The sequence below is a fragment of the Myxococcus sp. MISCRS1 genome, assembly GCF_026626605.1.
In the GTDB taxonomy this organism is placed as follows: domain Bacteria; phylum Myxococcota; class Myxococcia; order Myxococcales; family Myxococcaceae; genus Myxococcus; species Myxococcus fulvus.
The window spans coordinates 7,827,205-7,850,436 of the sequence record NZ_JAPNKB010000001.1 but is presented as its reverse complement, the minus strand read 5'-3'; the positions used below and the strand labels follow the sequence as shown (position 1 = coordinate 7,850,436).

Genomic DNA, 23,232 nt, shown 5'->3' with positions numbered 1-23,232 from the left:
GACGGCTGGGCCGGAGAGTCAATGGAATCCTGTGCGGGGCGGACGTCCGGCTCCCGGCCGAGGAGGCCGTATGACGGCCAGCCAACGTCCCACGTCTGGCCGCCCCCTGTCCCGCGAGGTCCCGGTCGCCTGCCCCTCTCAGGGCGACGGGTAGCTCAGCTCCGCGATGAGGTAGCCCGGCTTGCGCTTGAAGCCGAACGGCAGGATGTGAAGCGGCTTCACCTGGATGCCCGCCGCGTCGAAGTCCACCGGGTGGACGTCGATGTAGAAGCGAGGGCGCATCTTCGTCACGTACGGCGTGGTGGTGGAGCCGCCGAGCAGGTAGCGCGCCGAGTCATCATTCGCGAGGCCATCCAGGTTCATCACGTGCTCGGGCAGCAACATCCCGAGGGAGCCGCAGCTGTAGCAGGCCACCCGCTCTCCAGGCTGGAGCGGGACGTTCTGCTTCAGCCACAGCCCCGCGCGAATCATCGTGTGCGGCCAGGACTGCGACACCGGGTCGAAGGACGTGAAGGGCTGGAGCCGCGACAGCTTGCCGTACTCCCGGGGCACCCGCGCGATGAACACGGACAGGGCCCCCGCCACCATCACCACGCCGAGGGCGAGCGTCGCGGGCCTTCCTGGAAGGGCCTTCTCGCGCCAGGACTCACGCGCGTCTTCCAGCATCGACAGCCCTCGGACACACGCGACGCCGAGCGCCACGGCGAAGAGCACCGGTGCATCGAAGACATACCAGACATAGTACGTGAGCTCGCCGGGCCGACGCGTCGCGATGAGCGAGCCCTGCGCCACGTAGGCGAAGAGCAGGCCCACCAGGAGCGCGGCCACCAGTCCGATGACCGCCGATGAGCCCCGAAGCTCCCGACGGGTCCGCCAGAGGCCCGCGATGACCAGCGCCACGAGCGTCGCCACGGCGAGGGTCATCCAGAGAGCGCCCTGGTTCGAACCGAACACCACCCGGCCCACATCTTGCTGAGGCAGGTAGAGCCGCCCCGGCATCCCCATCGCGAAGGTCAACGCGCTCTGCAAGTAGCCCCAGCCCTCCGTGGACACCACGTCCCAGGTGATGGGCAGGGAGCTGGACGCGAGGGCCTTCACTCGCGCCGAGGTGGGCAGCGGGTGACCGAACGCGAGGGTGGCATAACCGAACCACAGCACGAGCGGCACCGTGAACGCGCCCAGCAACGCCAAGGGCCGCCGCCAGCGCAGCAGCGCCCCGAACCCCACCAGCCCCACGATGACCAACGACGTGGGCAACATCCGGCACAGCAGCAGAGCGGAGAGCCCCAGCCCCACCACCCCGGACATCCGGCGGCGCTCCTCGGGGGTCCGCGCATCTGTCGTGGCCACGAGCAGCAACCCCACGAACACCAGGGCCGTCAGCGCGTTCTCCTTGCACGTCATCGCGCTGAGCAGCACGGTGCCGCGCGTGAAATAGAAGAGCCCCGCCACGCCCGCCAGCGCGAGCTGCAGGGCCCTCAGCCATGGAGCCTTCGCATCGGCGACTCGCATCACCAGCAACACGATGAGGAAGCTGGTGAGCACGTGCAGCCACACGCCCATCGCCATCGCGCCACGGAAGAAGGACTCGAAGTCATCGTGGAAGAAGGCGAGCCCGGCCAGAAGCAGCTCGTACATCGGCTGGAAGCCATAGCTCGGCGAGTGCCCATCGAAGGTGAAGAAGAGCTTCGTCTTGAAGTGATACGCGGGCAGCAGGTAGTAGAAGCTGTCGTCCTGGATGGATGCCGCCAGCTCCAGGAAATCGCTATCCCTGACGCGCGCGAGGATTCGCGGCAACGCCAGGGCCATGACGAGCGCGACACTCCCCAAGGTGATGAGCACCCCGGGCTCGACGCCTCGGCGCACACGCGAGTCCTCCAGCGTGACGCCCAAACGAACGCCATCCATGTCAGTCCATTTCGCCGGCCCCGTACTCTTCAGCGCTCAATCCTGCCACAGAACAGACACCACCCCATCATTCCAAGACGCAATTCTTCACTTCACGCCCTGGGACGAACCGCGCATCCCCGCGGACGGGGACCCAATTCATTGCCAGACCCCATTCACTCGCGAACGGCCACATCCACCCTCAATGACAGGTCAATCCCTCCCATCTTGGAGAGGGCCTGGCCCTGACGCCCCTGAGGAAGGCGCGGTTTGGGGCTCCTTCACGTCAGCCCGCACGGGCCCGCACGGGACAAATTGACGCGAGCAGGCACCTGCTCGCGGTCGAGGCTCCTCGACGGACCCCAGGGCACGGGGATTGAACAGGCGAGCGCACTCCTCTCCCAGGAGCGTCCCGCCCATGACCCTCATCGAGCTGTTGGTGATCCTCGGCATCCTCGCCGGCGCCGGAATCGGCGCCGTGCAGGGCTGGGCCCTTCATCCCCTGCTCGGCCTCGTCGGGCTCGCGCTGGGAGGCTGGCTGGGCGCCTACGCGTTGCCCCTTCTCGGCTTCGTGTTCGTCGCCGTCTTCACGTTCCTGGAGGAGGCCCCACGGTGGCTCCTCACACGACCCCGGGCACTGCTGTCATCGCGCCGGCGCACCGGGCCCGACCAGGACTGAGGCCAGGCCCCTGGACGCCCGGGCTCAGCGCACCCGCGAGCCATGCGGCAGCGGGCCGCGCGTCTCCTCGGTGAACTCCAGGAACTGCTCCATCTGCCGCACGGACTCCTCGGTGGCCTCGGCCTCCGCGCTCAGCATGGTGAGCTGGCGGTTGACCACCTCCGGGTCCCGGATGGCGATGGACTGCTCGTGCGTCAGCCGCATCATGTCCTCGATGCCGGCCAGCTGGTGGCTCACCACCTCGCGGCTCTCGCTCGCCTGCTCGAAGCGCGCCAGCCGCTTGCGCAGGATGTCCACCCGGTTCTGCTTCACGTCCTTCAACCGGGGGTTCGTCTCGCGCGCCACGTCCTCCTCCAGCTCGCGCACGTCCTTCTCCAGGTTTCCCCGGTCGGAGCTGTTCAGGTACGAGCGGTACTGGTTCAGCGTGGAGATGAGCCGCAGGAACGACGTCAGGAGCGCATCCAGCCGGGGCTCGCTGTCGGACTCCAGCACCTTGCCGCCCGGCAGCTTGCGGTAGTTGGCGAGGATCTTCTCCTTGAGCCCGACGAGCTGCTGGTAGTGCTCACGCTGCGACGGCGCCAGGTCCGCCAGCAGCGAGTCCACCGCCTTGCGCGCCGCCTCCGGGTCCGTGGGCTCCCGCGAGCGGATGGCCCGCTGGAAGCGCGGCATCGACGAGAAGAGCGCCAGGTAGAGCCCCTCCAACCCCAGCGCGATGAGCGCGGGCAACGGCTCGCCCGTCACCGCCGCGGACGCCGCCGCCGTGCCCAGCCCCATCAGGTTGGCGGGCATCATGAATGCGGCCTTGATGTAGTTCGGAGACTTCTTCGCCACGTCCGACCTCCCCTGCCCGGTCGCTCGGTCGCCGCTGCTTCAGGGACCGCGCGCCTCCGACACGTACTTCAACGCCCCCAGGTCCCTCGTATCCTCCGCGAGTGGCACCGGTGGTCCCTGCTTGAGCTTCTGGAAGAGCGCGGCGGCGCTCTGGTACAGCTCGTCATAGGTGACCGGCGCCTCGCCGGAAAGACCGAAGAACGCTCGATTGTCCGCCAGCGTCGCCGGCGGCGCGCTGCGGATGGCCTCCGTCGGGTCTCCCAGGTACGGCGCCACCTCCCCCAACATCCTCGCCCCCGCCGCCGGGTCCTTCAGCACCGCCTGCCCCGCGTCCAGCATCCCTCTGAGCACCCGCCGCACGGCGTCCGGGTAGCGCGCCGCGAAGTCCCCCCGCGCCACCAGCACCGTGGCCACCAGGTGCGGCGCGTCCGCCGTCGTCGCCAGCACCGCCCCACCCCTGTCCCGCGCCGCCAGCTCCACGTCGCCCCACAGCCCTACCACCGCGTCCGCGCGGCCCTCGCGTAGCGCCCGCCCCGCGTCCAGCGTGGACGGCAGGTCCACCCACTTCACGTCCGTCGTCCTCAGCCCCGCCCGAGCCAGCACCCACAGCGCGAAGTAGTGCGTGGAGCTGAACGGGTAGACGCCCACGCGCTTGCCTCGAAGGCTCGCCAGGTCCGTGACGCCCACCGCCGCGAGCGCCTCCTGCCCCCGGCTTCGCCCCACCAGCAGCAACGTGCGCGGCGCGGCGTCCCGCAGGCCCGGCGCCCAGGACGCCAGCCGGTCCACCGACAGGAAGCCCATGTCCACGCCGCCGTTCTCCGCGCCGATGGCCAGGGCCTGCCGCAGTTCCTCCTCCCGGGCGAAGAGCACCGCGCGCGCATCCAGCGCATAGGCCGTCTTCAGCACGCCCTGCGCCGCGCCCGGAGGCGCCGCCGGGTTGTCCAGCGTCGTCGCCCCGCCGGCCGCCACCAGCAGGCTCGCCGCCGAGCCGCGCGCCGTGAAGCCGATGAGCACGGGCCGAAGCGGCACCGAGGCCACGTCCGCCACCGGCGCGGACACGCCCGCGGGGAAGTCACCGGGCGACAGCCGCACCGCCTCGCGCACCGAGGGGAAGAAGCGGGCCTGGAGGGTGTCCAGATATCCCATGCGGGACGCGACCACCCAGGCCGCGCCCAGCACACACAGGAACAAGAAGAGGAAGAGACCTGGTCCGCGGTGGAGCTTCATCCGTCAGTGTCCGGGGCTCTTCCCTTCTCCATGCGCCGACACGCTACTCGACGCCGACCTTCTTGCCGATGGTCTTCCCCGTCTGCCCGCTCACGTCGGACACCGGGGCGGGGCTGTCCATCAACCCCATCTCCATCTTGAACTGCTTCACCAGCTCGTTGGCCTGGATCTTCTCGGCCTCTTCTTCAATCTGCGCGGACTGGTGGTCCACCGACTCGAGCGCCATCTGCATGCGCGCCTCGTTCACGGCGGTGCGCTCCTCCACCTTGCGCAGCATCTCGTCGTGCGTCGAGTCGATGCCGGCGACGGTGAAGGACTCCATCGTGTCGGCCACCTTGGCCTGCCACTTGGCGCGCCGCGCGTCACGGATGGCCGTCATGGCCTCCGCCGTCTTGCGGTCCTTCTCCCGCATGAACGCCTTCTTGACGTTCAGCGCCTTCTCGTACGCCAGACGCGCCGTGTTCAGCTGCGCCTCGTTGCGCTCCAGCGCTTCCTTCTCCACCTGGAGCTTCGTCGCGTACTGCGCCGCCAGGTCGTCGCGACCGGCCTGGATGGCGGCCTTCACCTTGGCCGTCAGCCCGCGCACGTCGTCCTTGTACTTGGCGTTCTCCTTCTCCAGCAGCGTCACGTTCGCCCGAACCATGGCGATGGACTCGTTCATCTTCGGGACCTGGTCGTTCAGGTCACGGATGTTCTGCTCGAGGATGAGCTCCGGATCCTCGATGGAGGAGACGAAGAAGCCCGCGAAGCTGCGCAACGCCCTCTTGAGTCTGTCCCACATATCGCTGGTCTACCTCCGTCCAGACCTACTTGCAGCCACCTTACACGAACTCCGGGGCGTGCAAGCAGCCACATCACCCCTCTGATCAGTGCTACGCGAACTCACCTAAGGCGATTGCCGACCACCCACAAGTCCACCCGCGCCTTCCCGCTCGCAAGCCCCGCGTGAGGCCCCTCGAGCCGCTATCCGGTGGGCTCCCCCGGTTGGGGGGCTTGCTCCACGGACGCGAAGCGGGAAAACCTCCCCCCGCGTGGACATCGCCCCGGGTTGGCCCCATTCCTCCTATGACGAATCGCTGGCGAGGGCGGTGGATGCCCAACGCCGGAGCATCCTGGGCACGGGGGCGGCGGTGCGGCTGGTGGGCGCGTCGCTCTTCCTGCTCGTCACCACGACGCTCTGGCTGACGGGTGGAGAGGACTGGACGCCCTACCCGCTGCTGCTCGCGCCCTACGTGGGCGTGGCCGCCGTGCTCTTCGTCGTGAGGCACCGCCCGGAGGCGAGCTGGCTGGGGGTGCTGCAGGCCCCGGTGGACGTCGCGCTGGTGTACGGCCTCCAACACCTGGCGCTGCCCATCTCCCCGTTCCCCGCGGGAGTGGCGGGCTTCAGCCTGGGCCTCTTCGCGCTGGTGGTGACGCTCAGCGGGCTCACCCTGCGCCCCATCGTCGTCTACGGCACCGCCGCGCTGTCGTCCGTGGCCCAGGCCGCGCTGATGCGCGAGGCGGGCGTGGGCTGGGGCGCGGTGCTCATCGCCGTCGTCACGCTGATGATGGTGGCCGCGGTGAAGCACTACGGCACCGGGCGGCTGCGCGTGCTCGCCGGCGCCCTCACCCGCGTGGAGGTGGACCGGGCCCTGGAGGCCCGACGCTTCCAGGAGGTGGAGGAGGCGCGGACCCTCATCGCCCGGCTGCTCGACGAGGAGCACGAGAAGAACGACGAGCTGCGCGCGCTCCAGCGAGACAAGGAGCTGCTCACGCAGTTCCTCGTCCATGACCTGCGCTCGCCGCTGTCGGCCCTGACGATGACGCTGTCGTGGATGCAGCAGGAGCTGCCCCAGGGGCCCCTCAACGAGTCCGCGAACACGGGACTGGCCGTCACCGCGCGCCTGGACCGCATGATCACCGACTTGATGGACGTGTCCCGGCTGGAGCAGGGGCGGCTGGCGCCGCGCAAGGTGCCGCTCGACGCGCTCCGGCTCCTGGAGGACGTGCGGCGCTCGCTGGAGAGCGTGGCCCGCGCGCGCCGGCTCACCCTGGACATCACCCTGCCCGAGGGGCTGGCCCTCCAGGGCGACGCGGACCTGCTCACGCGCGTCGTGGAGAACCTGGCCACCAATGCCCTGCGCTACGCGCCCACCGGCGGCAAGGTGCGCCTGGAGGGTGGAGCGGACGCACGCGGCCCCTGGCTGGCGGTGCGCAACGACGGCCCGCCCATCCCCGCGGACCTGCGCGACAAGCTGTTCGACAAGTACGTGCAGGGCGCCCCGGAGCGCGACAGCCGCCGGGGCTACGGCCTGGGCCTGTACTTCGCGCGGCTGGCCACCGAGGCCCACGGCGGCAGGGTGGCCGTGGAGGACACGCCGGGCTGGCCCACCTCCTTCGTGGTGCGCCTGCCCGCCTGACGTCGCCCGTCAGCCCCGGGCGCGCTGCTTCTTGCGCTTGAGGATGCGCTCCACGTTGGACTTCGCGCTGGAGAGCACCGACGCCGCGTCCAGCGTGGTCAGCACGCCGTCCTTGAGCACCGGCCGCCCGTCGATGAACACGTGGGTGACGTCGCTGGAGCGCGCCGAGTGCACCAGCGGCACCAGCACGTCCTCCGGCGTGGGCCCCGCGTGCAGGCCGCCCAGGTCCACGACGGTGATGTCCGCGCGCTTGCCGGACTCGAGCGAGCCCACCTCGTCCTCCAGCCCCAGCGCCCTGGCGCCGTGCAGCGTGGCCATCTCCAGCACGCGCATGGGCGTCATCGCCAGCGGGCCCACGCGCGGGTTGTGCATCACCGCCGCGAGCCGCATCTCGTGGAACAGGTCGAGCGTGTTGTTGCAGGGCGCGCCGTCCGCGCCCAGCGCCACCGACACCCCGGCCTCGAGCAGCTCCGGCACCTTGGCGATGCCCGACGCCAGCTTCAGGTTGGAGCCGGGGCAGTGGCACACCACCGTCTGCGTCTCGCGGAGGATCTCCTGCTCCTCGGCGGACAGCCACACGCAGTGGGCCAGCGTCACGTGCCGCCCCGTGAGCCCCACCGTGTGGAAGAAGTCGACGTTGTCGCGGCCGCCCGTGTACTGGCGCACCGCCTCCGTCTCCTTCGCGTTCTCGCTCGCGTGCGTGTGGATGCGCACGCCCTTCTCGCGCGACAGCCGGGCCACCTCGCGCAGCAGCTCCGGCGTGCACGACAACACGAAGCGCGGCGCGAAGGCGTAGCGCAGGCGTCCCTCGTGCGTGCCGTGCCACTTCTCCAAGAGCGCCAGGCTCTCGGAGAGCGAGTCGGCGGTGGACTCGCGCAGGCCCGCGGGCACGCTGGCGCCCGCGTCCATCATCGCCTTGCCGCCCACCAGCCGGAACCCCGAGTCCCGCGCGGACTCGAAGACCGAGTCGTAGTGGTGCACGCTGCCCATGTCGAGCGCCGCCGTGGAGCCCGAGCGGATGAGCTCCGCGAACGTCAGGTCCGCCGACGCGCGCATGGAGGCCGCGTCGTGGGACGCCTCGTACGGCCAGATGCGCTCGCGGAGCCAGTCGAGCAGTTCCAGCCCGTCCGCGCGGCCGCGGAACAGCGTCTGGCAGGCATGCAGGTGGCCATGGATGAGGCCGGGCAGGACCACCTTGCCCGTCACGTCCACCACGCGCCGCGTGCCCCGGGCCTTCAGGCCCCGGCCCACCTTCGCGATGCGCCCGTCCTGCACGAGCACGTCCGCGCCCACGAGCACCTCGCGCTCGCGGTTCATCGTCACCACGGTACCGCCGGTCAGAAGCAAATCCACGGGTACTCGCGCTCTCTCTAGAGGAAGTCCTTGGTGAAGGCGTGCGGCAGCAGCTCGCCCAGGGTGTAGCGCGCCTCGACCCCGTTCGGGGAGCGGCTGCGCACGGGCAGGTTCGGCCCCGCGAACTCCGCCATCACCTGTCGGCACATGCCGCACGGGGGCACCGGCGCCGCGGGGTTGGCCACCACGGCCACCGCCACCGGCTGCTTGCGCCCCTGGGCCACGCCCGCGGCCAGGGCGTTGCGCTCGGCGCACACCGTGAGGCCGTAGGTCGCGTTCTCCACGTTGCAGCCCGCCACCACGGAGCCGTCCGCGTAGAGCACCGCCGCCCCCACGGGGAAGCGGGAGTACGGCACGTGCGCCCGCTCGCGCACCCGGGTGGCCTCCTCGTACAGCCGCTCCCAGGCAATCTCGTCCGCCATGTCGCCCTCCTCCAACAAGGTGCCGCGGGTGGACTCAGCCCGGCTCGCCGGCCAGCCGCCGGTCATCCAGGTGGCGGGCGATGGCCAGCTCCGCCTCCACCGGCAGGTCCACGAAGCGCACGTGCGCGGCGGGCCCCTGCGGGCCGTTCGTCACGTGCAGCACCTCGCCGCGGGCCTCGACCTCGTCGGGGAGGATGGGGAGCTGGAAGCGCACCTCCACCTGGGCCCCCGCCTCCAGCCCCGGACCGTTCCAGGCGCAGCCGCCAATGGACAGGTCGCCCTCACGTGTCTCGAACTCCGTCGAGCTTCCCGCCCGGCGCACCTTCAGGCGCATGGGAATCCGGGGGGAGTCGCGCCGGTCCTCGGCCTTGTCGCTCATCGAGTCGTTCCTCTCGGCCATCGCCGTTCCAGTCCTGCCACTCATGCCCGCGTCACCGTCGGGAGCGCCCGCGGGACGGCCCGCCTCCGGAGACACCCTCTCCGGAAGGTGCGCATCCACACCCGCTCCGCTCGCATGACTGCTGGCATCCGTTGAAGTCCCGCCGGGGCAGCCCCCGGCACGCGGCGCGCTCGAGGACACGTCACGGGCCCGCCCGGCCGCGCCAGGGAAAGCCCCGTGGGGAGGTCGAAGCCCGGGTGTGGCTTCCTCTCCCAGGCCCCCCGGCGAACGGCCCTCAGCGCGTCCGTCACGTGTTCCTGATGCACCATCTGCCGCCCATCATACGCTTGCCCACCCGCCGGGGAGGCGCCGATTTTCATGGGTGACGCGGGTTTGCCCCAAGAATGTCTTGTACCGGGAGTGAGGCGCCTTGCGCCCCGCGTCGAAGCCACGGGCCCGCTCAGGGAGGGACCCCCTGGCCCCGGGAGTCCCACCACTCCTCGCCGTAGCTGATGCAGATCTGCTCGCCGGGGTGGATGTCCCGGAGGGCGTAGAAGGTGAAGAGGTCCCGGTCCACCGCGCGGTAGTAGGCGGCGCTGGGCTCCTTGGCGTGGTTGTAGAGCATGCCGTAGCCCAGCACGAGCGCGACCCAGTCCCCCGCGGGCTGCTGCTCGCGCTCGCCCCAGCGAATCTGGAAGACGTAGTCGTCGAGCGGCGGGTGCCGGGTGTGCTTCTGCAGCACCTTGAGATAGCGACACTCCTCGATGAGCTCGCCGGCCTTGATGAATTCGTCGGTGAAGACGCCGTAGCCCCACTCGCAGGGCCGGACCTTCACACCCGGATGCAGATACAGCGCTTCGCCCGTGTTCATGCGCCCCTGCCGTTGGCGCGCGCGAAGATGCCTCTTTCCAGGGCCGAGGTGAAGACCGGAGCGAGGCTCAGGTCGGCCACGCCAGAAGCGACGTCCGGGCCACGCGCCGCAGCGACTCGCGGCTGGCCCCGGTGGCGGCCTGCACGGCCATCCCCTGCGTGACGGTGGTGAAGTAGCGCGCCAGGTCCGCGCAGTCGACGTGCGCGGGGACGTCACCCTCGCGTTGGCCCTGCTCCAGCCGCTCGCGCAGGGCCTGCTCCCCCGCCGCGCGCCGGGCGGCCAGCTCCCCCTGGATGGGCGCCGCGTCCGCCCCGCTCACCAGCGCGCCCTGCACCGTGATGCAGCCCTTGGGCTCGCGGGGCAGCGTCTGCGCGTCCGCCAGCCCCAGGAGCAGGTGCTCCACGGCCTCCCTGGCCGTGGGCTTCGCGAAGGCGTCGCGGTAGAGGCACAGGTGGCGCTCGACGTAGCGGTCCAGCGCCTTGCGGAACAGGGACTCCTTGTTGCCGAACGCCGCGTAGAGGCTGGGCCGGTTGATGCCGAGCGCCTCCGTCAGGTCCGACAGCGAGGTGCCCTCGTAGCCCTGCCGCCAGAACAGCCGCAGCGCACGGTCCAACGCCTCATCCACGTCGAAACCCCGGGGACGCCCCACCGGGGCGGCTGCCGTCCTTGGTTTCATACCGTTCGATACTAATCCCCTTGACCCGGGCCGGCCAGCGCCGCATATCTGTACCGGCCGGTACGAATCCAATGCGTGCGGCTCGCGTGTCCCGCGCGGAGCGCGCCCGGCGTGCGCCCAGTTCAGTACCAATCGGTACACAACCTCATTGAAGGGATGACGAACATGTCGAAGAAGCTCGCAGGCAAGGTGGCGCTGGTGACGGGGGGTTCGCGGGGCATCGGCGCGGCGGCGGCGCGGGCGCTCGCGCGAGAGGGAGCGGACGTGGCCATCAGCTACGTGGCGTCGGCGGAGAAGGCGCAGGCGCTGGTGCGGGAGCTGGAGTCCGAGGGGGTGCGGGCGGCGGCCTTCCAGGCGGACCAGGCGGTGGCGGAGGAGGCGGCGAAGCTCATCCCGGCCGTCGCCGAGCGCTTCGGGCGGCTGGACATCCTGGTGAACAACGCGGGCGTGGCGACGCAGAGTCCCATCGACAACGCGCAGCAGGACGTGGCGGTGCTGGACCGGCAGCACCGGGTCAACGTCACCGGCGTCATCGCGGCCATCCGCGAGGCGGCGAAGGTGATGGGCGAGGGTGGGCGCATCATCACCGTGGGCTCGAGCATCACGGGCCGCGTCGGCATGCCGGGCATGGCGGACTACACGGCGACGAAGGCGGCGGTGGTGGGATACACCAAGGGCGTGGCGAGAGACCTGGGCGCGCGCGGCATCACGGTCAACGTGGTGCAGCCGGGCTTCACGGACACGGACATGTCCGCGGGGCTGGAGCCGCACAAGCCCGCCATCAACGCGACCATCCCCCTGGGGCGCTTCGGCCGTCCCGAGGAGGTCGCCGAGAGCATCGTGTTCCTCGCCGGACCGGGCGCTTCCTACATCACCGGCGCCGTGCTCGACGTGGACGGAGGCCAGGGCGCGTAGGCACGGCGGAGTGACGAGCCTCCGTGGCGCGAGCGGTCCGAAGATGGACCGCTCGGCCCAGGCGCCCCACCTCGAGCGCCCGGCCTCACGCACTCGCGCGAGGCCGCGAACGCAATTCGAGGGGCGCTTCACCGCGAACGGCGCCCCTTCCCTCCTACCTACTCCACGCGCTCGCGAACCAGCGGGCGCGGCGCGGGCGCGGCATCGCCGAAGCGATAGGCCGCGAGCAGCCGCGCCTTGACGCCCTCGACGGGCGCCTCGTCGTTGAAGTGCACGCGCACCACGGGCTCGCCCTTCTTCACCGCCTCGCCCGTCTTCTTCAGCAGCGTGAAGCCCACGGCCGGGTCGATCTTGCTGTCCACCCGCTGCCGGCCCGCGCCGAGCGCCACGCCCGCCAGGCCCACGCCCTCCGTGTCGATGCCCGTCACGAAGCCATCCCGCGGCGCCACCACGTCCACCGTGGCGCGCGCCTGCGGCAAGAGCGAGTAGTCGTCGATGGAGCGCGGGTCTCCGCCCTGCGACTGGACGATCTCCTTCAACTTCCGGATGGCGCTGCCGTCCTCGACGGACTTGCGCAGCTTCTCGCGCGCCTCGTCCACGGTGGCGGCCTTCTTGCCCAGCACCAGCATCTCCGCCGTCAGCGCGTAGGTGATTTCGGTGTAGTCCTCCGGCGCCTCGCCGCGGAGCATGTCCACCGCCTCCATCACCTCCAGCGCGTTGCCCACCTTGCGGCCCAGGGGCTGGTCCATGTCCGTCAGGAGCGCCACCACCTTGCGCCCCATCTCCGCGCCCAGGCCAATCATCGTCTTCGCCAGCGTACGGGCATCCTCGTCGCGCTTCATGAACGCGCCGCTGCCCACCTTCACGTCCAGCACCAGCGCGTCGATGCCCTCCGCCAGCTTCTTGCTCATGATGGACGAGGCAATCAGCGGGATGCAGTCCACCGTCGCCGTCACATCACGCAGCGCGTAGAGCTTCTTGTCCGCGGGCGCCACCTGCGCCGTCTGGCCAATCAGGCAGCAGCCCACCTCGCGCACCAGCCGGCGGTACTCGGCCGTGGACAGGTTCACGTTGAAGCCCGGGATGGACTCCAGCTTGTCCAGCGTCCCGCCCGTGTGGCCCAGGCCCCGGCCCGAAATCATCGGCACCGGCACCCCGCACGCGGCCGCCAGGGGCGCCAGGCTGAGCGACACCTTGTCCCCCACGCCGCCCGTCGAGTGCTTGTCCACCTTCACGGCCGGGGTGTCGGACAGGTCCAGCACCTCGCCTGAATTGAGCATGGCCCGAGCCCAGGCCCCCAGTTCCCGGGACTCCAGCCCCCGGAAGAAGACGGCCATGCACATGGCCGCCATCTGGTAGTCCGCCACCGTTCCCGCCGTATACGCCTGGATGAACGCGGCGATGTCCGCCGGCTCCAGCCGGCCTCCATCCCGCTTCGCCTTGATGAGCTCGTAGGGTTGCACGGGGACTGCCCATACCAGGAACGAGGCCCCCCATGCACTTCCGCGAAAGGCGCCGCCGCATCTGGTAGATAGCCAGCCATGATGCTTCGCCTCCAGGTCCTCGCCCTCACGGCCCTCCTGTGCGCCTGTACCAAGTCCAAGGAGGAGTCGCCCCCCGCGGGCGCTCCCGCCACCTCCCAGCAGGCGGCGAAGAAGCCCCTCCCCGTCGGCCTCGTCATCGACGTGGGCGGCCGGGGTGACCATTCCTTCAACGACGCCGCCCTGCGCGGCCTGGAGTTGTGGGCCGCCGGCAAGCGCTATGAGGGCGGCAAGTACGTGGACGCGGCCCCGGACGAGGTGAGCAAGTCGCTCCCCGCCCACCTGTCCTCCATCGCCGCCACCCTGAAGCCGCTGCCCATCCAGCCCGTGGTCCTCCAGAGCAAGGCCCAGGAGGACTACATCCCCAACCTCCAGCTGCTCGTGGACCGGGGCTCGCAGCTGACCATCGGCAACGGCTACCTGCTGGCCAACGCCGTGCGCACCTCCGCCCAGGAGAACCCGAAGGCGCGCTTCCTGCTCATCGACAGCCAGGTGCTCGACTCGCAGGGCAAGGCGCTGAAGCTGCCCAACGTGCGCACCGTCCTCTTCAAGGAGCACGAGGGCAGCTTCCTCGTGGGCGCGCTGGCGGGGCTGGTGACGAAGACGAACAAGGTGGGCTTCGTGGGCGGCATCGAGGTGCCCCTCATCCAGCGCTTCGAGGTGGGCTACCGCGCGGGCGTGAAGACGACGAAGCCCGAGGCCGCCCAGGCCCTGATGTCCGTCTACACCGGCAGCTTCAACGACATGGCCGCCGGCAAGCAGGTGGCCCAGGACCTCATCGCCAAGGGCGCGGACGTCATCTTCCACGCGGCCGGCTCGGACGGCATCGGCGTCATCCAGGCGGTGAAGGAGGCGCGAGCCGCGGGCAAGAGCGTCTATGCCATCGGCGTGGACTCGGACCAGTCACACGTGGCGCCGGAGGCCATCCTCACCTCCATGCTGAAGCACACGGACCTGGTCGTGTACCAGACGGCCAAGGACCTGGTGGACGACAAGTTCACCGCCAGCGAGCAGGTGCTGGGCATCAAGGAGAACGGCGTGGCCATGGCCGAGGTGCGGGTGGACTTCCCGGGCAAGGCGGAGGCGCTCCAGAAGGTGGAGGCCTTGCGCCAGCGCATCATCTCCGGCGACATCCAGGTGCCTTCCGTCCCGGCGGACCTCGCCTCCTTCCAGGCCGCCGCGCCCTGATCTCCCTCCGGCACATCCAGAAGCGGTTCGGCGCCGTCACGGCGCTGGACGACGTGTCGCTCGACATCCGCGAGAAGGAGCTGCTCGCCGTCGTGGGCGAGAACGGCGCGGGCAAGTCCAGCCTGATGAACGTCCTCTACGGGCTCTATCACCCGGACTCGGGTGAGGTGTCCGTGGAGGGCGCGCCCGTGCGCCTCAAGAGCCCGCGCGACGCCATCGACCGGGGCATCGGCATGGTGCACCAGCACTTCATGCTCGTGCCCACGCTGACGGTGGCGGAGAACGTGGTGCTCGGCCGCGAGCCCACGCGCCGGGGCCTGTTCGATTACGAGCGCGCCGTCGCGGAGGTGTCCGAGACGTGCGCCCGCTTCGGCTTCGCGCTGGACGCCCGGGCCCGGGTGGACACGCTCACCGTCGGCTCGCAGCAGAAGGTGGAGATCGTCAAGGCGCTGCACCGGGGCGCGCGGGTGCTCATCCTCGACGAGCCCACCGCCGTGCTCACGCCCCAGGAGGCCGACGAGCTGGCGCGCGTGATGCGCGGCCTCGTCGAGCAGGGGCGCTCGGTGGTGCTCATCAGCCACAAGCTCAAGGAAGTGCTCGGTGTGGCGGACCGCATCGCCGTGATGCGCCGGGGACGGCTGGTCTCCGAGGTGCGCCCGGCGGACACCTCCGCGAGCGCGCTCGCCGCCCTCATGGTGGGCGACACCGCGCGCGCCGCTCCGACGGACACCGCCACGCAGGCCCCCGAGACGCCCTCCACGGGCGAGGTGCTGCTCGAGGTGTCGGGGCTGCAGGCCCAGGGAGACAACGGCCGGCCCGCGCTCCAGGGCGTGGACCTCACGGTGCGCGCGGGCGAAATCGTCGGCATCGCGGGCGTGGACGGCAACGGCCAGCGCGAGCTGGCGGAGGTGCTCACGGGCCTGCGTCCCCTGACGTCGGGCACCGGGACGCTGCTCGGAGGGAAGCTGGCGCACCTGACGCCCGCCCAGGCGCGCGAGCGCGGCGTGGGCCACGTGCCCGAGGACCGGCTGCGCCGCGCGGTCGTGAAGGCGCTCAGCGTGGAGGAGAACATCGCGCTGGGTCGGCACAACCGGCCGCCCTTCGCCAAGGGGCCGTGGATCGACTTCGACGGACGTCGCGCGCGGGCCACGGAGCTGCTCGCCGCGTACGACGTGCGCCCGCCGGAGCCGACGCTGCCGCTGCAGGCCCTGTCCGGAGGCAACCAGCAGAAGGTGGTGGTGGCGCGCGAGCTGGACGCGCGGCCCCGCTTGCTGGTGGTGGTGCAGCCCACGCGAGGCCTGGACATCGGCGCGGTGGCCCAGGTGCACGCGAGGCTTCGCGAGGCCCGGGCCCAGGGCACCGGCGTGGTGCTGGTGTCGTTGGACCTGGAAGAGGTGCTGGCGCTGGCGGACCGCGTCTACGTGCTCTTCGAGGGGCGCGTGACGGGCCAGTTCACCCGGCCCGAGTACGACGAGCAGGAGCTGGGACGTCGCATGCTGGGAGCGGAGCCGGGCCATGGGTGAGCGCACGCGGCAGGCCCTGCCGTCGGTGCTGTCGGTGCTGTTGTCGTTGCTGGTGTGCTGGCTGCTCATCGCCTTCACGCGCGACGAGGGAGGCCTCGCCACGGCCACGGCGGCGTACCTCCAGATGCTCTGGGGCGGCGTGGGTGACTGGCCCCGCTTCCTCTTCGAGGACGCGCCGGCCACCGTGCTCACCCGTCCGCTGGGCGAGGCGGCCATGAAGGCCGCGCTGCTCACCTTCACCGGGCTGTCGGTGGCGGTGGCCTTCAAGGTGGGCCTGTTCAACATCGGCGCGCAGGGGCAGATGCTGCTGGGCGCGCTCGCCGCCGCGGTGGTGGGCGCGCACGTGGCGCTGCCCAGCGTGCTGCACATCCCCGCGGCGCTGCTGGGTGCGGCGCTGGCCGGAGCCGCGTGGGCGGGCATCGCCGCCCTGCTGCGGCTCTACCGGGGCGTGCACGAAGTCATCTCCACCATCATGCTCAACTGGGTGGCGCTGCGGCTGGTCGACAACTGGCTCGTCGTGGGCCCACTGCGCGGCACCGCGGAGGCCGGCGCCTCCATCACCGGCACCGCCGAAATCCACCCCACCGCGGCGCTGCCGCGCCTGCTGGGTGACGCCTCGCGACTGAACCTGGGCTTCGTGCTGGCCACCCTCGCCGCGGTGGCGGTGTGGGCGTGGCTGACGCGCACGCGCTCGGGCTTCGAGACGCGCGCGGTGGGACTGGGCGACGAGGCCGCGCGCGCCGCCGGCATCCCCGTGGCGCGACGGGCGGGACTCGCCATGGCGCTGGCCGGCGCACTGTCGGGCCTGGCCGGCGCGGTGCTGGTGCTGGGCACCGAGGGCCGCTACCCGGGCACGCTCGGCGCGCCCTACGGCTTCGACGGCATCGCCATCGCGCTCATCGGAAACAACCATCCGCTGGGCGTGGGCGCCGCGGCGCTGTTCTTCGGCGTGCTGCGCGCGGGCGGCACGCGCATGCAGTTGCTCGACGTGCACAAGAGCTTCCCCGAGCTCATCCAGGGCCTCGCGCTGCTCTTCGTCGCAGGCCGCCTCATCTGGCTGGCCGTGCTGCGCCGGCGCGCCGCGCCCGCCCCCGTCGCCTCGCCCGCCGCGCCCACCGCGCAGGTGCCCCATGCTTGAGGTCCTCCATCGGCTGCTGTTCGCCACGCTGGACGCCGCCCCGGCGCTCGTCTTCGCCGCGCTGGGCGCGGTGCTCTCCGAGCGCGCGGGCGTGGTGGCCGTCGGCGTCGAGGGCATGATGCGCGTGGGCGCCTTCTGCGCCGCCGTGGCCGCGCTCGTCATGCCCACGCCCCTGGCCGTCGTCATGGGCATGCTCGCGGGCGCGGGGCTCGCGGCGGTGCACGGCTTCCTGTGCATCCGCTGGCGCTCGGACCAGGTGGTGTCCGGCATCGCCCTCAACCTGGTGGCCCTGGCCGGCGGCACCTTCCTCCTGGAGACGCACTTCGGCCCCAACGGCACGCCCTCCATCCAGCAGCTCTCCACGTGGGAGCTGCCGGGGCTGTCGTCCGTGCCCATATTGGGCGCGCTCTCCGGCCACGCCGCGCCCACGTACCTGGCGCTGCTGCTCCCCGTGCTCCTGCAGCTCGTCCTGACGCGCACGCCGCTGGGCCTGCGCCTGCGCGCCGTGGGCGACAAGCCCCACGCGGTCGCCACGCTGGGCCTGTCCGTCCCCGCGCTCAGGTGGGGCGCGGTGCTGGGCGGCGGACTGCTCGCGGGCCTGGGCGGCGCGGTGCTCTCCACCACCGTGTTGGACCGCTTCGAGCAGCACACCCCCGCGGGCCTGGGCTTCATGGCCCTGGCCGCCATGGTCTTCGGACGCTGGACGCCGCTGGGCGCCTTCCTCGCCGCCGCCTTCTTCGCTTTCGGCAACGCGCTCCGGATCGGCCTCGCCTCCAGCGCCCCGGGCCTCCTGGACGTCGTGCCCCAGGGCGTCCTGCTCGCCCTGCCCTACGTCCTCACCCTCGTGGTCCTCACGCTCCAGGGACAGCGAAACAGCACCCCCGCCGCACTCGGCGTCCCATACGAGCAGGAGTCCCGCTGAGCCTCGAATACCCAGGTGGTGTCCTTCTACACCCGGGTATGAAATGATTCTTGGTCATGGGTGACACCCAGGTGTCGGGTGGCCAACGTCGGCTCCTTCGGGCAATGGAGGAAGCCGACACTCCAACCCCCTGCCGTTACTGGGGTGATCTCCGGGTTTCTCCGGGATTGAGACACAGAGCGTCGACGCACGGTCCGGCACGCGACTGGCATGTAGCCCAAGTGTCGGGCCGCGCCGGGATGGAGGAGGCCACCGGGGGGAGGTTTCATCCATTCAGACGCAAGGTTCGTAGGGACTCCTTGTGAACCCCGGGCCCGGTCGGCCCGGTCAACACGGCGGGGGTGGGTGATGCTGGAGACGACGGGAACGACCGAGGCGTATCGCCCCCGCGTGTTGGCGGTGGACGTGGAGTCAGAGGGCATGGAGCGGCTGTGCTCCATCCTGGCCCCGGCGGGCTATGACGTGCTGCCGGCGGGCGGGGCGCAGGCCCATCAGCCCGCGGACCTGGTGCTCCTGGACGTGGAGCGGCCGGGGACGGACGGGCTCGCGGCCTATCGCCGGCTCCAGGCGGAGCTGGGCGGGCCTCCGGTGCCGGTGCTGATGCTGACGCGGCGGGCGGACCGCCAGACGCGGCGTCAGGTGCTGGAGGCCGGGGTGGATGATCTGCTCACCACCGAGCCGCTGGACCCGCTGGAACTGAAGGTCCGCGTGCACACGCTCCTGGAGCTCAAGGCGCACCGCGAGCGCGGTGGCCAGCGGGCCGAGGAGCTGCTGGACCCGCGCACCCGCTGGGTGGAGATGGAGCGGCTGGCGCGCGTGGGCACGCTGGCGGCGGACGTGGCGCAGAACCTGGGCCACATCGGCGAGGGCCTGCAGCGGGCGCTGGGGCACGTGCGAGAGCGCGCGGTGCAGGGCCTGCCGCCGGACGCCGAGGAGCTCAAGAAGCTGGGCGTGGCGGGCGAGCAGATGCGGCTGTACGGCCAGCACCTGCTGTCGCTGGGCCCCACCAACCCCAAGGACATCCAGCGCTTCGACCTGCGGGAGCTGGTCCCCGCGGTGGTGGAGCGCCTGCGGGACAACGGCCGGCTGCTCACCGCCGAGGTGACGGTGGTGCTGCCCGAGGACCCCATCGCGGTGGTGTTCAACCGCCGTCAGCTGGAGCAGGTGCTGGTGGAGCTGCTCGCCAACGCGGCCGAGGCGGTGGAGTGCGTGATGGACCGCCCGCGCCGCATCCACGTGGGCGTGGAGATGCCGGACATGTTCGGCGACTTCGGCCCGCGCCTCTTCGTGAAGGACACGGGCATCGGCATCTTCGAGGACGAGCTGCAGGCCGTCTTCGAGCCCTACTACACGACGAAGCCGCCGGAGAAGGGCGCTGGCTTGGGCCTCACCGTGGCGCGCGCCCTGGTGGAGTCCATGGGCGGCAAGCTCACGGTGCAGAGCCGGGTCAACCTGGGCAGCACCTTCACGGTGGAGCTGCCCGAGCAGACGTCCTCCTGGTAGCCGCGCCTAGAAGCGGTAGGCGATGCCGAAGAGGGCCTCCATGGCGAACTCGCTCTCGTCCCAGTCGGGGATGAGGGCGGGCCCCATGCGCAGGTTGAAGGACACGGCCAGCTTGCTGTCGATGAAGTACTCCAGGCCGCCGCCCACCAGGATGGGGATGACGGGGCCGATGCTCCGGCCGAAGTACACGTGGAAGGGCATGTCCAGGCCCACGTTCACCATCAGCGCGCTGCTGACGGGGATGCCCACGACGAAGGCCACGGGCAGCGCCAGGCCCACGTCCGTGTCGCCGTCATCGAAGTAGAAGAGCGGCCCGGGCTGGAAGGTGAGCGCGAAGGACACGTTGTTCGTCTTCGCCAGCTCCACGCGCAGCCAGCCCTGCAGCTTGATGCCGGGAGAGGTGTGGCGCACCCAGCCCTCACGGCCCCAGTTGAAGCTGAACTTGCCGCCGATATCGACCTTCTCCGACGTGCCGTGGAGCACGCCCAGGGTGAGGCCCGGCCAGCCAATCTGCCCCGAGAAGGCCGTGTTGCCCCGCCCCAGGGTGTCGGCGGCGAGGATGGACCAGCCCTGCCCACGCGCCAGCGCGGTGCCGGGGAGGGCCAGGAGACAAGCGAGGAGGAGTCCAGGGACGAGGCGCTTCACACGATGCCTTTCGGTGAGGGGCCGCAGCGACTGCGCGCGGCCAGGGGTGTGGAGTTGAGGAGTGATTCAGGACTCAGGTGGGTTGGCCCCGCTCACGGGCCAGGGCCACGAAGGCATCGATGAAGGCGGTCAGCCGGGACTCGGCGCGCGCGCGGGCCTGGGCCAGGGGCTCGCCCGCGGCGGGCGTCTCCTTGCGCTCGAAGTAGTATTTGATTTTGGGCTCGGTGCCGGACGGACGCAGGGTGACGCGGCCGCCGCCCTCCAGCTCCAGCGCGAGCACATTGGACGGAGGCAGGCCGTTGACGCCGCGCTGGTAGTCGAGCACCGCGCGCACCGCCTCGCCACCGATGTGCGAGGGAGGCCGGGCCCGGAACGCGTCCATGATGCCGCGGATGGCCTGCGCGCCGGCCGCACCCGGCAGCGTGACGTTGCGCTGGGCGCCGACGTAGAGGCCGTGCTTGCGCTGAATCTCCTCCAAGTACCCGAGCACCGTGGTGCCCCGCGCCTCGCACCACGCGGCCAGGTCCGCCATGACGAGCGCCGCGCCGACACCGTCCTTGTCGCGCGTCACGGTGCCGGCGGTGTAGCCGAGCGCCTCCTCGTAGCCGAAGACGAACTGCGTGCCCTCGGCCTGCTCGCGCTCCAGCGCGCGGTTGGCGATCCACTTGAAGCCCGTGAGCACCTCGTCATAGGCGGCGTCCAACGAGCGGGCGATGTCGCCCAGCTGCGTGGAGGAGACGATGGTGGTGACGACATGCGGCCGGGCGCGCTGGGTCCCCTGGGTCAGGAGATAATGCCCCAGCAGCACGCCCACCTCGTTGCCGGTGAGCATCCGCAGGCCGCCCGTGGACTCGCGCGCCATGACGGCCAGCCGGTCCGCGTCCGGGTCATTGGCGAGCACCAGGTCCGCCTTCACGCGCTCGGCGGTGGCGCGCGACAGGTCCATGGCGCCGGGCTCCTCCGGGTTGGGGAAGCGCACCGTGGGGAAGCGCCCATCCGGCTGCTGCTGCTCGGCCACCGGGGTGAAGCGCGGGAAGCCCGCGTCGCGAAGGGCCCGCTCCGCCCAGACACCGCCCACCCCGTGCATCGCCGTGTAGACGATGGACAGCGTCGACGAGCCCTTCTTGTGCACGCGCAGGCCCAGGATGGCGCGCAGGTACTCATCCCCCATCGAGTCCGGCAGGTCGCGCCACAGGCCCTGCTTGCGCGCGGCGTCCGGCGCGAGCAGCGGCACCCGGTTGGCGGGCTCCACCTTCGCGATGGCCGCGGCGATGCCCGTGTCGTGCGGGGGGATGATTTGAGCGCCGTTGCCCCAGTACACCTTGTAACCGTTGTATTCGGGTGGATTGTGGCTGGCCGTCACCATGATGGCGGCCGCGGCGTTGAGGTTCAGGCACGCGTACGCGGTGAGCGGCGTGGGCACGGGCTCGGGGAAGACGTGCGCGGGGATGCCCTCGGCGGCGAGCACGGCGGCGGTGTCCTCGGCCAGCTCCGCGCTCAGCCGGCGCGCGTCCCGTCCCACCACCACGCCCCGGGTGGCGACGTCCGGCACCTGCGCCTTGAGGTAGCGCGCCAAGCCCGCGGTGGTGCGGCGCACCACGGCGCGGTTCATCCGGTTGGGACCGGCGCCCAGCACGCCGCGCAGGCCCGCGGTGCCGAACTCCAGGTCCCCCACGAAGCGGTCCGCCAGCTCCGCCTCGTCATTGGCGGCGAGCAGCCGCGCCAGCTCCTCGGCGGTGGTGGGGTCCGGGTCCGCCAGGCGCCACGCCTCTGCCCGCTCTCTCAATCCGCTGTCGCTCATGGAGCCTCGTTGCCTCGTGTCTCGAAAGAGGGCGCACGCGACGTCGTGCCCGGGCGCCTGTGGGGTTTCAGGAGTAGTCGGTGAGCTTGCGGCGGGTGGCGCGGCCCTTGGGGCCGTCCTTGCCGCCCTGGCACGTGACGCACAGCTCGGCGTAGGGCATGGCCCTGAGGCGACCGAGCGGAATCTCGTCGCCGCACTCCTCGCAGTCCCCGAAGGAGTCCGGCTCGTCGCGCAGCTTGCCCAGCGCCTTGAGCACGCGGGCCAGCACGCCGTCCATGTTCCGGTTCCGGTTGGAGGCGATGGCCTGCATCATCTCGTTGAGGGGCTGCTCGTCCTCGTCGCCGCCGATGCGCGCATCGTCGGTGCGGTTGGGCTCTATCTTCGCCGGCACCTTCTCCGTCAGCTCGGAGTGCAGCGCCAGCAGCAGGGCCTTGAGTTCGTCTCGCTGTTTCGCGTTCATCGAGGGCCCGCCGGTTCAGTACTTCGCGGTGGAGACCTGCCCGTTGACGATGGCCACCGACGCGGACGCGCCCAGTCGGTTGGCGCCCGCGCGCAGCATCTTCAGCGCGTCCTCGGAGGAGCGGATGCCGCCGGAGGCCTTCACGCCGACGCCCTCGCCCACCGTCAGTCGCATCAGCGCCACGTCCTCCACCGTCGCCCCGCCCGAGCCGAAGCCGGTGGAGGTCTTCACGAAGGCGGCGCCCGCGGACTTCGACAGCAGGCAGCCGAAGACCTTCTCCTCGTCCGTGAGCAGCGACGTCTCGAGGATGACCTTCACCGGCACCGGACGGCACGCGTCCACCACCGCGCGGATGTCCTGGAACACGAGCGCGTGCTCGCGCGCCTTGAGCGCGCCGACGTTGAGCACCATGTCGATTTCACGCGCGCCGGCGCGGATGGCTTCGCGCGCCTCGAAGGCCTTGGCCGAGGAGAGGCTGGCGCCCAGGGGGAAGCCCACCACGGCGATGGGCACCGTCCTGGAGCCGGCGAGCACCTTCGCCGCGGTGGCCACCTGCGCGCTGTTCACGCACACGGTGGCGAAGCCATGCTCACGCGCCTCGCGGGCCACCTTCGCCACGTCCTCGGCGCGGGCCTCGGGCTTGAGCAGCGTGTGGTCGATGTACGGCGCCAGGTCCGCGGCCGAGCGGATGGAGGCCGGGTCCACGCGGGCCGTTGCGGGCGGAGCGAGGTCGACAGGGAACTCGCCGGGCGAGTCCTCCCGGGTGGCCGTCCACTCGGACACGTGGCGGCGGACCTGGTCGGCGAGCTCCTCGACGAACTTGGAGAGGTCCTTGGAGTCGGACATGGCGGCCCCTTAGCCCACTTCGCGGT

The 23,232-nt window shown here is 71.2% G+C and carries 22 protein-coding genes; 8 read left to right on the top strand and 14 right to left on the bottom strand.

Going from position 1 to position 23,232, the window contains the following annotated elements; translation table 11 throughout:
- Nucleotides 1-138: 138 nt before the first annotated feature.
- Nucleotides 139-1,908 (bottom strand): hypothetical protein, encoded by a 1,770-nt coding sequence (locus OWM54_RS31370; protein ID WP_267699855.1) that lies wholly within the window; start codon nt 1,906-1,908, stop codon nt 139-141.
- 397 nt (nt 1,909-2,305) lie between these two features.
- Here OWM54_RS31370 and OWM54_RS31365 point away from each other — a divergent pair, with 397 nt between their 5' ends.
- A complete protein-coding gene (locus OWM54_RS31365; RefSeq protein ID WP_267699854.1) occupies nt 2,306-2,566 on the top strand; it encodes a type II secretion system protein in 261 nt (86 codons plus the stop codon).
- A 24-nt stretch (nt 2,567-2,590) separates the two neighbouring features.
- Here the strand turns inward: OWM54_RS31365 and OWM54_RS31360 are convergent, their stop codons facing one another.
- From OWM54_RS31360 to OWM54_RS31350, 3 genes are all read right to left on the bottom strand, one after another.
- Nucleotides 2,591-3,358, bottom strand: coding sequence for a hypothetical protein (locus OWM54_RS31360; protein ID WP_046718377.1), 768 nt, complete (start codon nt 3,356-3,358; stop codon nt 2,591-2,593).
- A gap of 78 nt (nt 3,359-3,436) precedes the next feature.
- Complete coding sequence (locus tag OWM54_RS31355) at nt 3,437-4,624, bottom strand: ABC transporter substrate-binding protein (protein WP_223748190.1); 1,188 nt, start codon at nt 4,622-4,624, stop codon at nt 3,437-3,439.
- A 43-nt stretch (nt 4,625-4,667) separates the two neighbouring features.
- The gene (locus tag OWM54_RS31350; RefSeq protein WP_141328147.1) at nt 4,668-5,405 is read right to left on the bottom strand and encodes a PspA/IM30 family protein; all 738 of its coding nucleotides are present in this window, start codon (nt 5,403-5,405) and stop codon (nt 4,668-4,670) included.
- A gap of 307 nt (nt 5,406-5,712) precedes the next feature.
- On the opposite strand from OWM54_RS31350, the gene OWM54_RS31345 reads away from it, so the two are divergent.
- Entirely contained in the window at nt 5,713-7,023 is a 1,311-nt protein-coding gene (locus OWM54_RS31345; protein WP_223748189.1) for a sensor histidine kinase, read from the top strand.
- 9 nt (nt 7,024-7,032) lie between these two features.
- Here OWM54_RS31345 and OWM54_RS31340 read toward each other — a convergent pair whose 3' ends face one another.
- The 5 genes from OWM54_RS31340 to OWM54_RS31320 all read right to left on the bottom strand — a co-directional run bounded on the left by OWM54_RS31340 (nt 7,033) and on the right by OWM54_RS31320 (nt 10,724).
- Nucleotides 7,033-8,376, bottom strand: a complete 1,344-nt coding sequence (locus tag OWM54_RS31340) for a 5'-deoxyadenosine deaminase (RefSeq protein ID WP_267699853.1) — start codon at nt 8,374-8,376, stop codon at nt 7,033-7,035.
- Nucleotides 8,377-8,393: 17 nt separating this feature from the next.
- Nucleotides 8,394-8,798, bottom strand: a complete 405-nt coding sequence (locus OWM54_RS31335) for a cytidine deaminase (protein WP_267699852.1) — start codon at nt 8,796-8,798, stop codon at nt 8,394-8,396.
- Between the two features lie 34 nt (nt 8,799-8,832).
- On the bottom strand, nt 8,833-9,198 hold the full coding sequence (locus tag OWM54_RS31330) for a PilZ domain-containing protein (protein WP_223748186.1): 366 nt from the start codon (nt 9,196-9,198) through the stop codon (nt 8,833-8,835).
- Between the two features lie 439 nt (nt 9,199-9,637).
- Entirely contained in the window at nt 9,638-10,048 is a 411-nt protein-coding gene (locus tag OWM54_RS31325; RefSeq protein ID WP_267699851.1) for an SET domain-containing protein-lysine N-methyltransferase, read from the bottom strand.
- 67 nt (nt 10,049-10,115) lie between these two features.
- Nucleotides 10,116-10,724 (bottom strand): TetR/AcrR family transcriptional regulator, encoded by a 609-nt coding sequence (locus tag OWM54_RS31320; protein WP_141328136.1) that lies wholly within the window; start codon nt 10,722-10,724, stop codon nt 10,116-10,118.
- A 165-nt stretch (nt 10,725-10,889) separates the two neighbouring features.
- Here OWM54_RS31320 and OWM54_RS31315 point away from each other — a divergent pair, with 165 nt between their 5' ends.
- Nucleotides 10,890-11,639, top strand: a complete 750-nt coding sequence (locus OWM54_RS31315) for an SDR family NAD(P)-dependent oxidoreductase (protein ID WP_223748183.1) — start codon at nt 10,890-10,892, stop codon at nt 11,637-11,639.
- A gap of 158 nt (nt 11,640-11,797) precedes the next feature.
- On the opposite strand, the gene OWM54_RS31310 is transcribed toward OWM54_RS31315, so the two are convergent.
- The gene (locus tag OWM54_RS31310) at nt 11,798-13,102 is read right to left on the bottom strand and encodes a thymidine phosphorylase (RefSeq protein ID WP_267699850.1); all 1,305 of its coding nucleotides are present in this window, start codon (nt 13,100-13,102) and stop codon (nt 11,798-11,800) included.
- A gap of 78 nt (nt 13,103-13,180) precedes the next feature.
- On the opposite strand from OWM54_RS31310, the gene OWM54_RS31305 reads away from it, so the two are divergent.
- From OWM54_RS31305 to OWM54_RS31285, 5 genes are all read left to right on the top strand, one after another.
- Nucleotides 13,181-14,368, top strand: coding sequence for a BMP family lipoprotein (locus tag OWM54_RS31305; protein ID WP_223748181.1), 1,188 nt, complete (start codon nt 13,181-13,183; stop codon nt 14,366-14,368).
- Between the two features lie 53 nt (nt 14,369-14,421).
- Nucleotides 14,422-15,891 carry an ABC transporter ATP-binding protein gene (locus OWM54_RS31300; protein WP_223748180.1) on the top strand — a complete coding sequence of 490 codons (1,470 nt, stop codon included), beginning with the start codon at nt 14,422-14,424 and terminating at the stop codon, nt 15,889-15,891.
- The gene (locus OWM54_RS31295; RefSeq protein WP_267699849.1) at nt 15,884-17,029 is read left to right on the top strand and encodes an ABC transporter permease; all 1,146 of its coding nucleotides are present in this window, start codon (nt 15,884-15,886) and stop codon (nt 17,027-17,029) included. Before OWM54_RS31300 ends, OWM54_RS31295 begins: the two co-directional genes overlap by 8 nt.
- The gene (locus OWM54_RS31290; protein ID WP_267699848.1) at nt 17,022-17,951 is read left to right on the top strand and encodes an ABC transporter permease; all 930 of its coding nucleotides are present in this window, start codon (nt 17,022-17,024) and stop codon (nt 17,949-17,951) included. The genes OWM54_RS31295 and OWM54_RS31290 overlap by 8 nt, the downstream gene beginning before the upstream one ends.
- 348 nt (nt 17,952-18,299) lie before the next feature.
- Nucleotides 18,300-19,454, top strand: coding sequence for a sensor histidine kinase (locus OWM54_RS31285; RefSeq protein WP_267699847.1), 1,155 nt, complete (start codon nt 18,300-18,302; stop codon nt 19,452-19,454).
- A 6-nt stretch (nt 19,455-19,460) separates the two neighbouring features.
- Here OWM54_RS31285 and OWM54_RS31280 read toward each other — a convergent pair whose 3' ends face one another.
- From OWM54_RS31280 to deoC, 4 genes are all read right to left on the bottom strand, one after another.
- Complete coding sequence (locus OWM54_RS31280) at nt 19,461-20,099, bottom strand: hypothetical protein (RefSeq protein WP_267699846.1); 639 nt, start codon at nt 20,097-20,099, stop codon at nt 19,461-19,463.
- Between the two features lie 73 nt (nt 20,100-20,172).
- Nucleotides 20,173-21,900: a phospho-sugar mutase gene (locus OWM54_RS31275; RefSeq protein ID WP_267699844.1), complete on the bottom strand. Its 1,728-nt coding sequence runs from the start codon at nt 21,898-21,900 to the stop codon at nt 20,173-20,175.
- A 67-nt stretch (nt 21,901-21,967) separates the two neighbouring features.
- On the bottom strand, nt 21,968-22,360 hold the full coding sequence (locus tag OWM54_RS31270; protein ID WP_046715601.1) for a TraR/DksA family transcriptional regulator: 393 nt from the start codon (nt 22,358-22,360) through the stop codon (nt 21,968-21,970).
- A 15-nt stretch (nt 22,361-22,375) separates the two neighbouring features.
- Nucleotides 22,376-23,206 (bottom strand): deoxyribose-phosphate aldolase, encoded by an 831-nt coding sequence (deoC, locus tag OWM54_RS31265; protein ID WP_267699843.1) that lies wholly within the window; start codon nt 23,204-23,206, stop codon nt 22,376-22,378.
- Between the last annotated feature and the right edge of the window lie 26 nt (nt 23,207-23,232).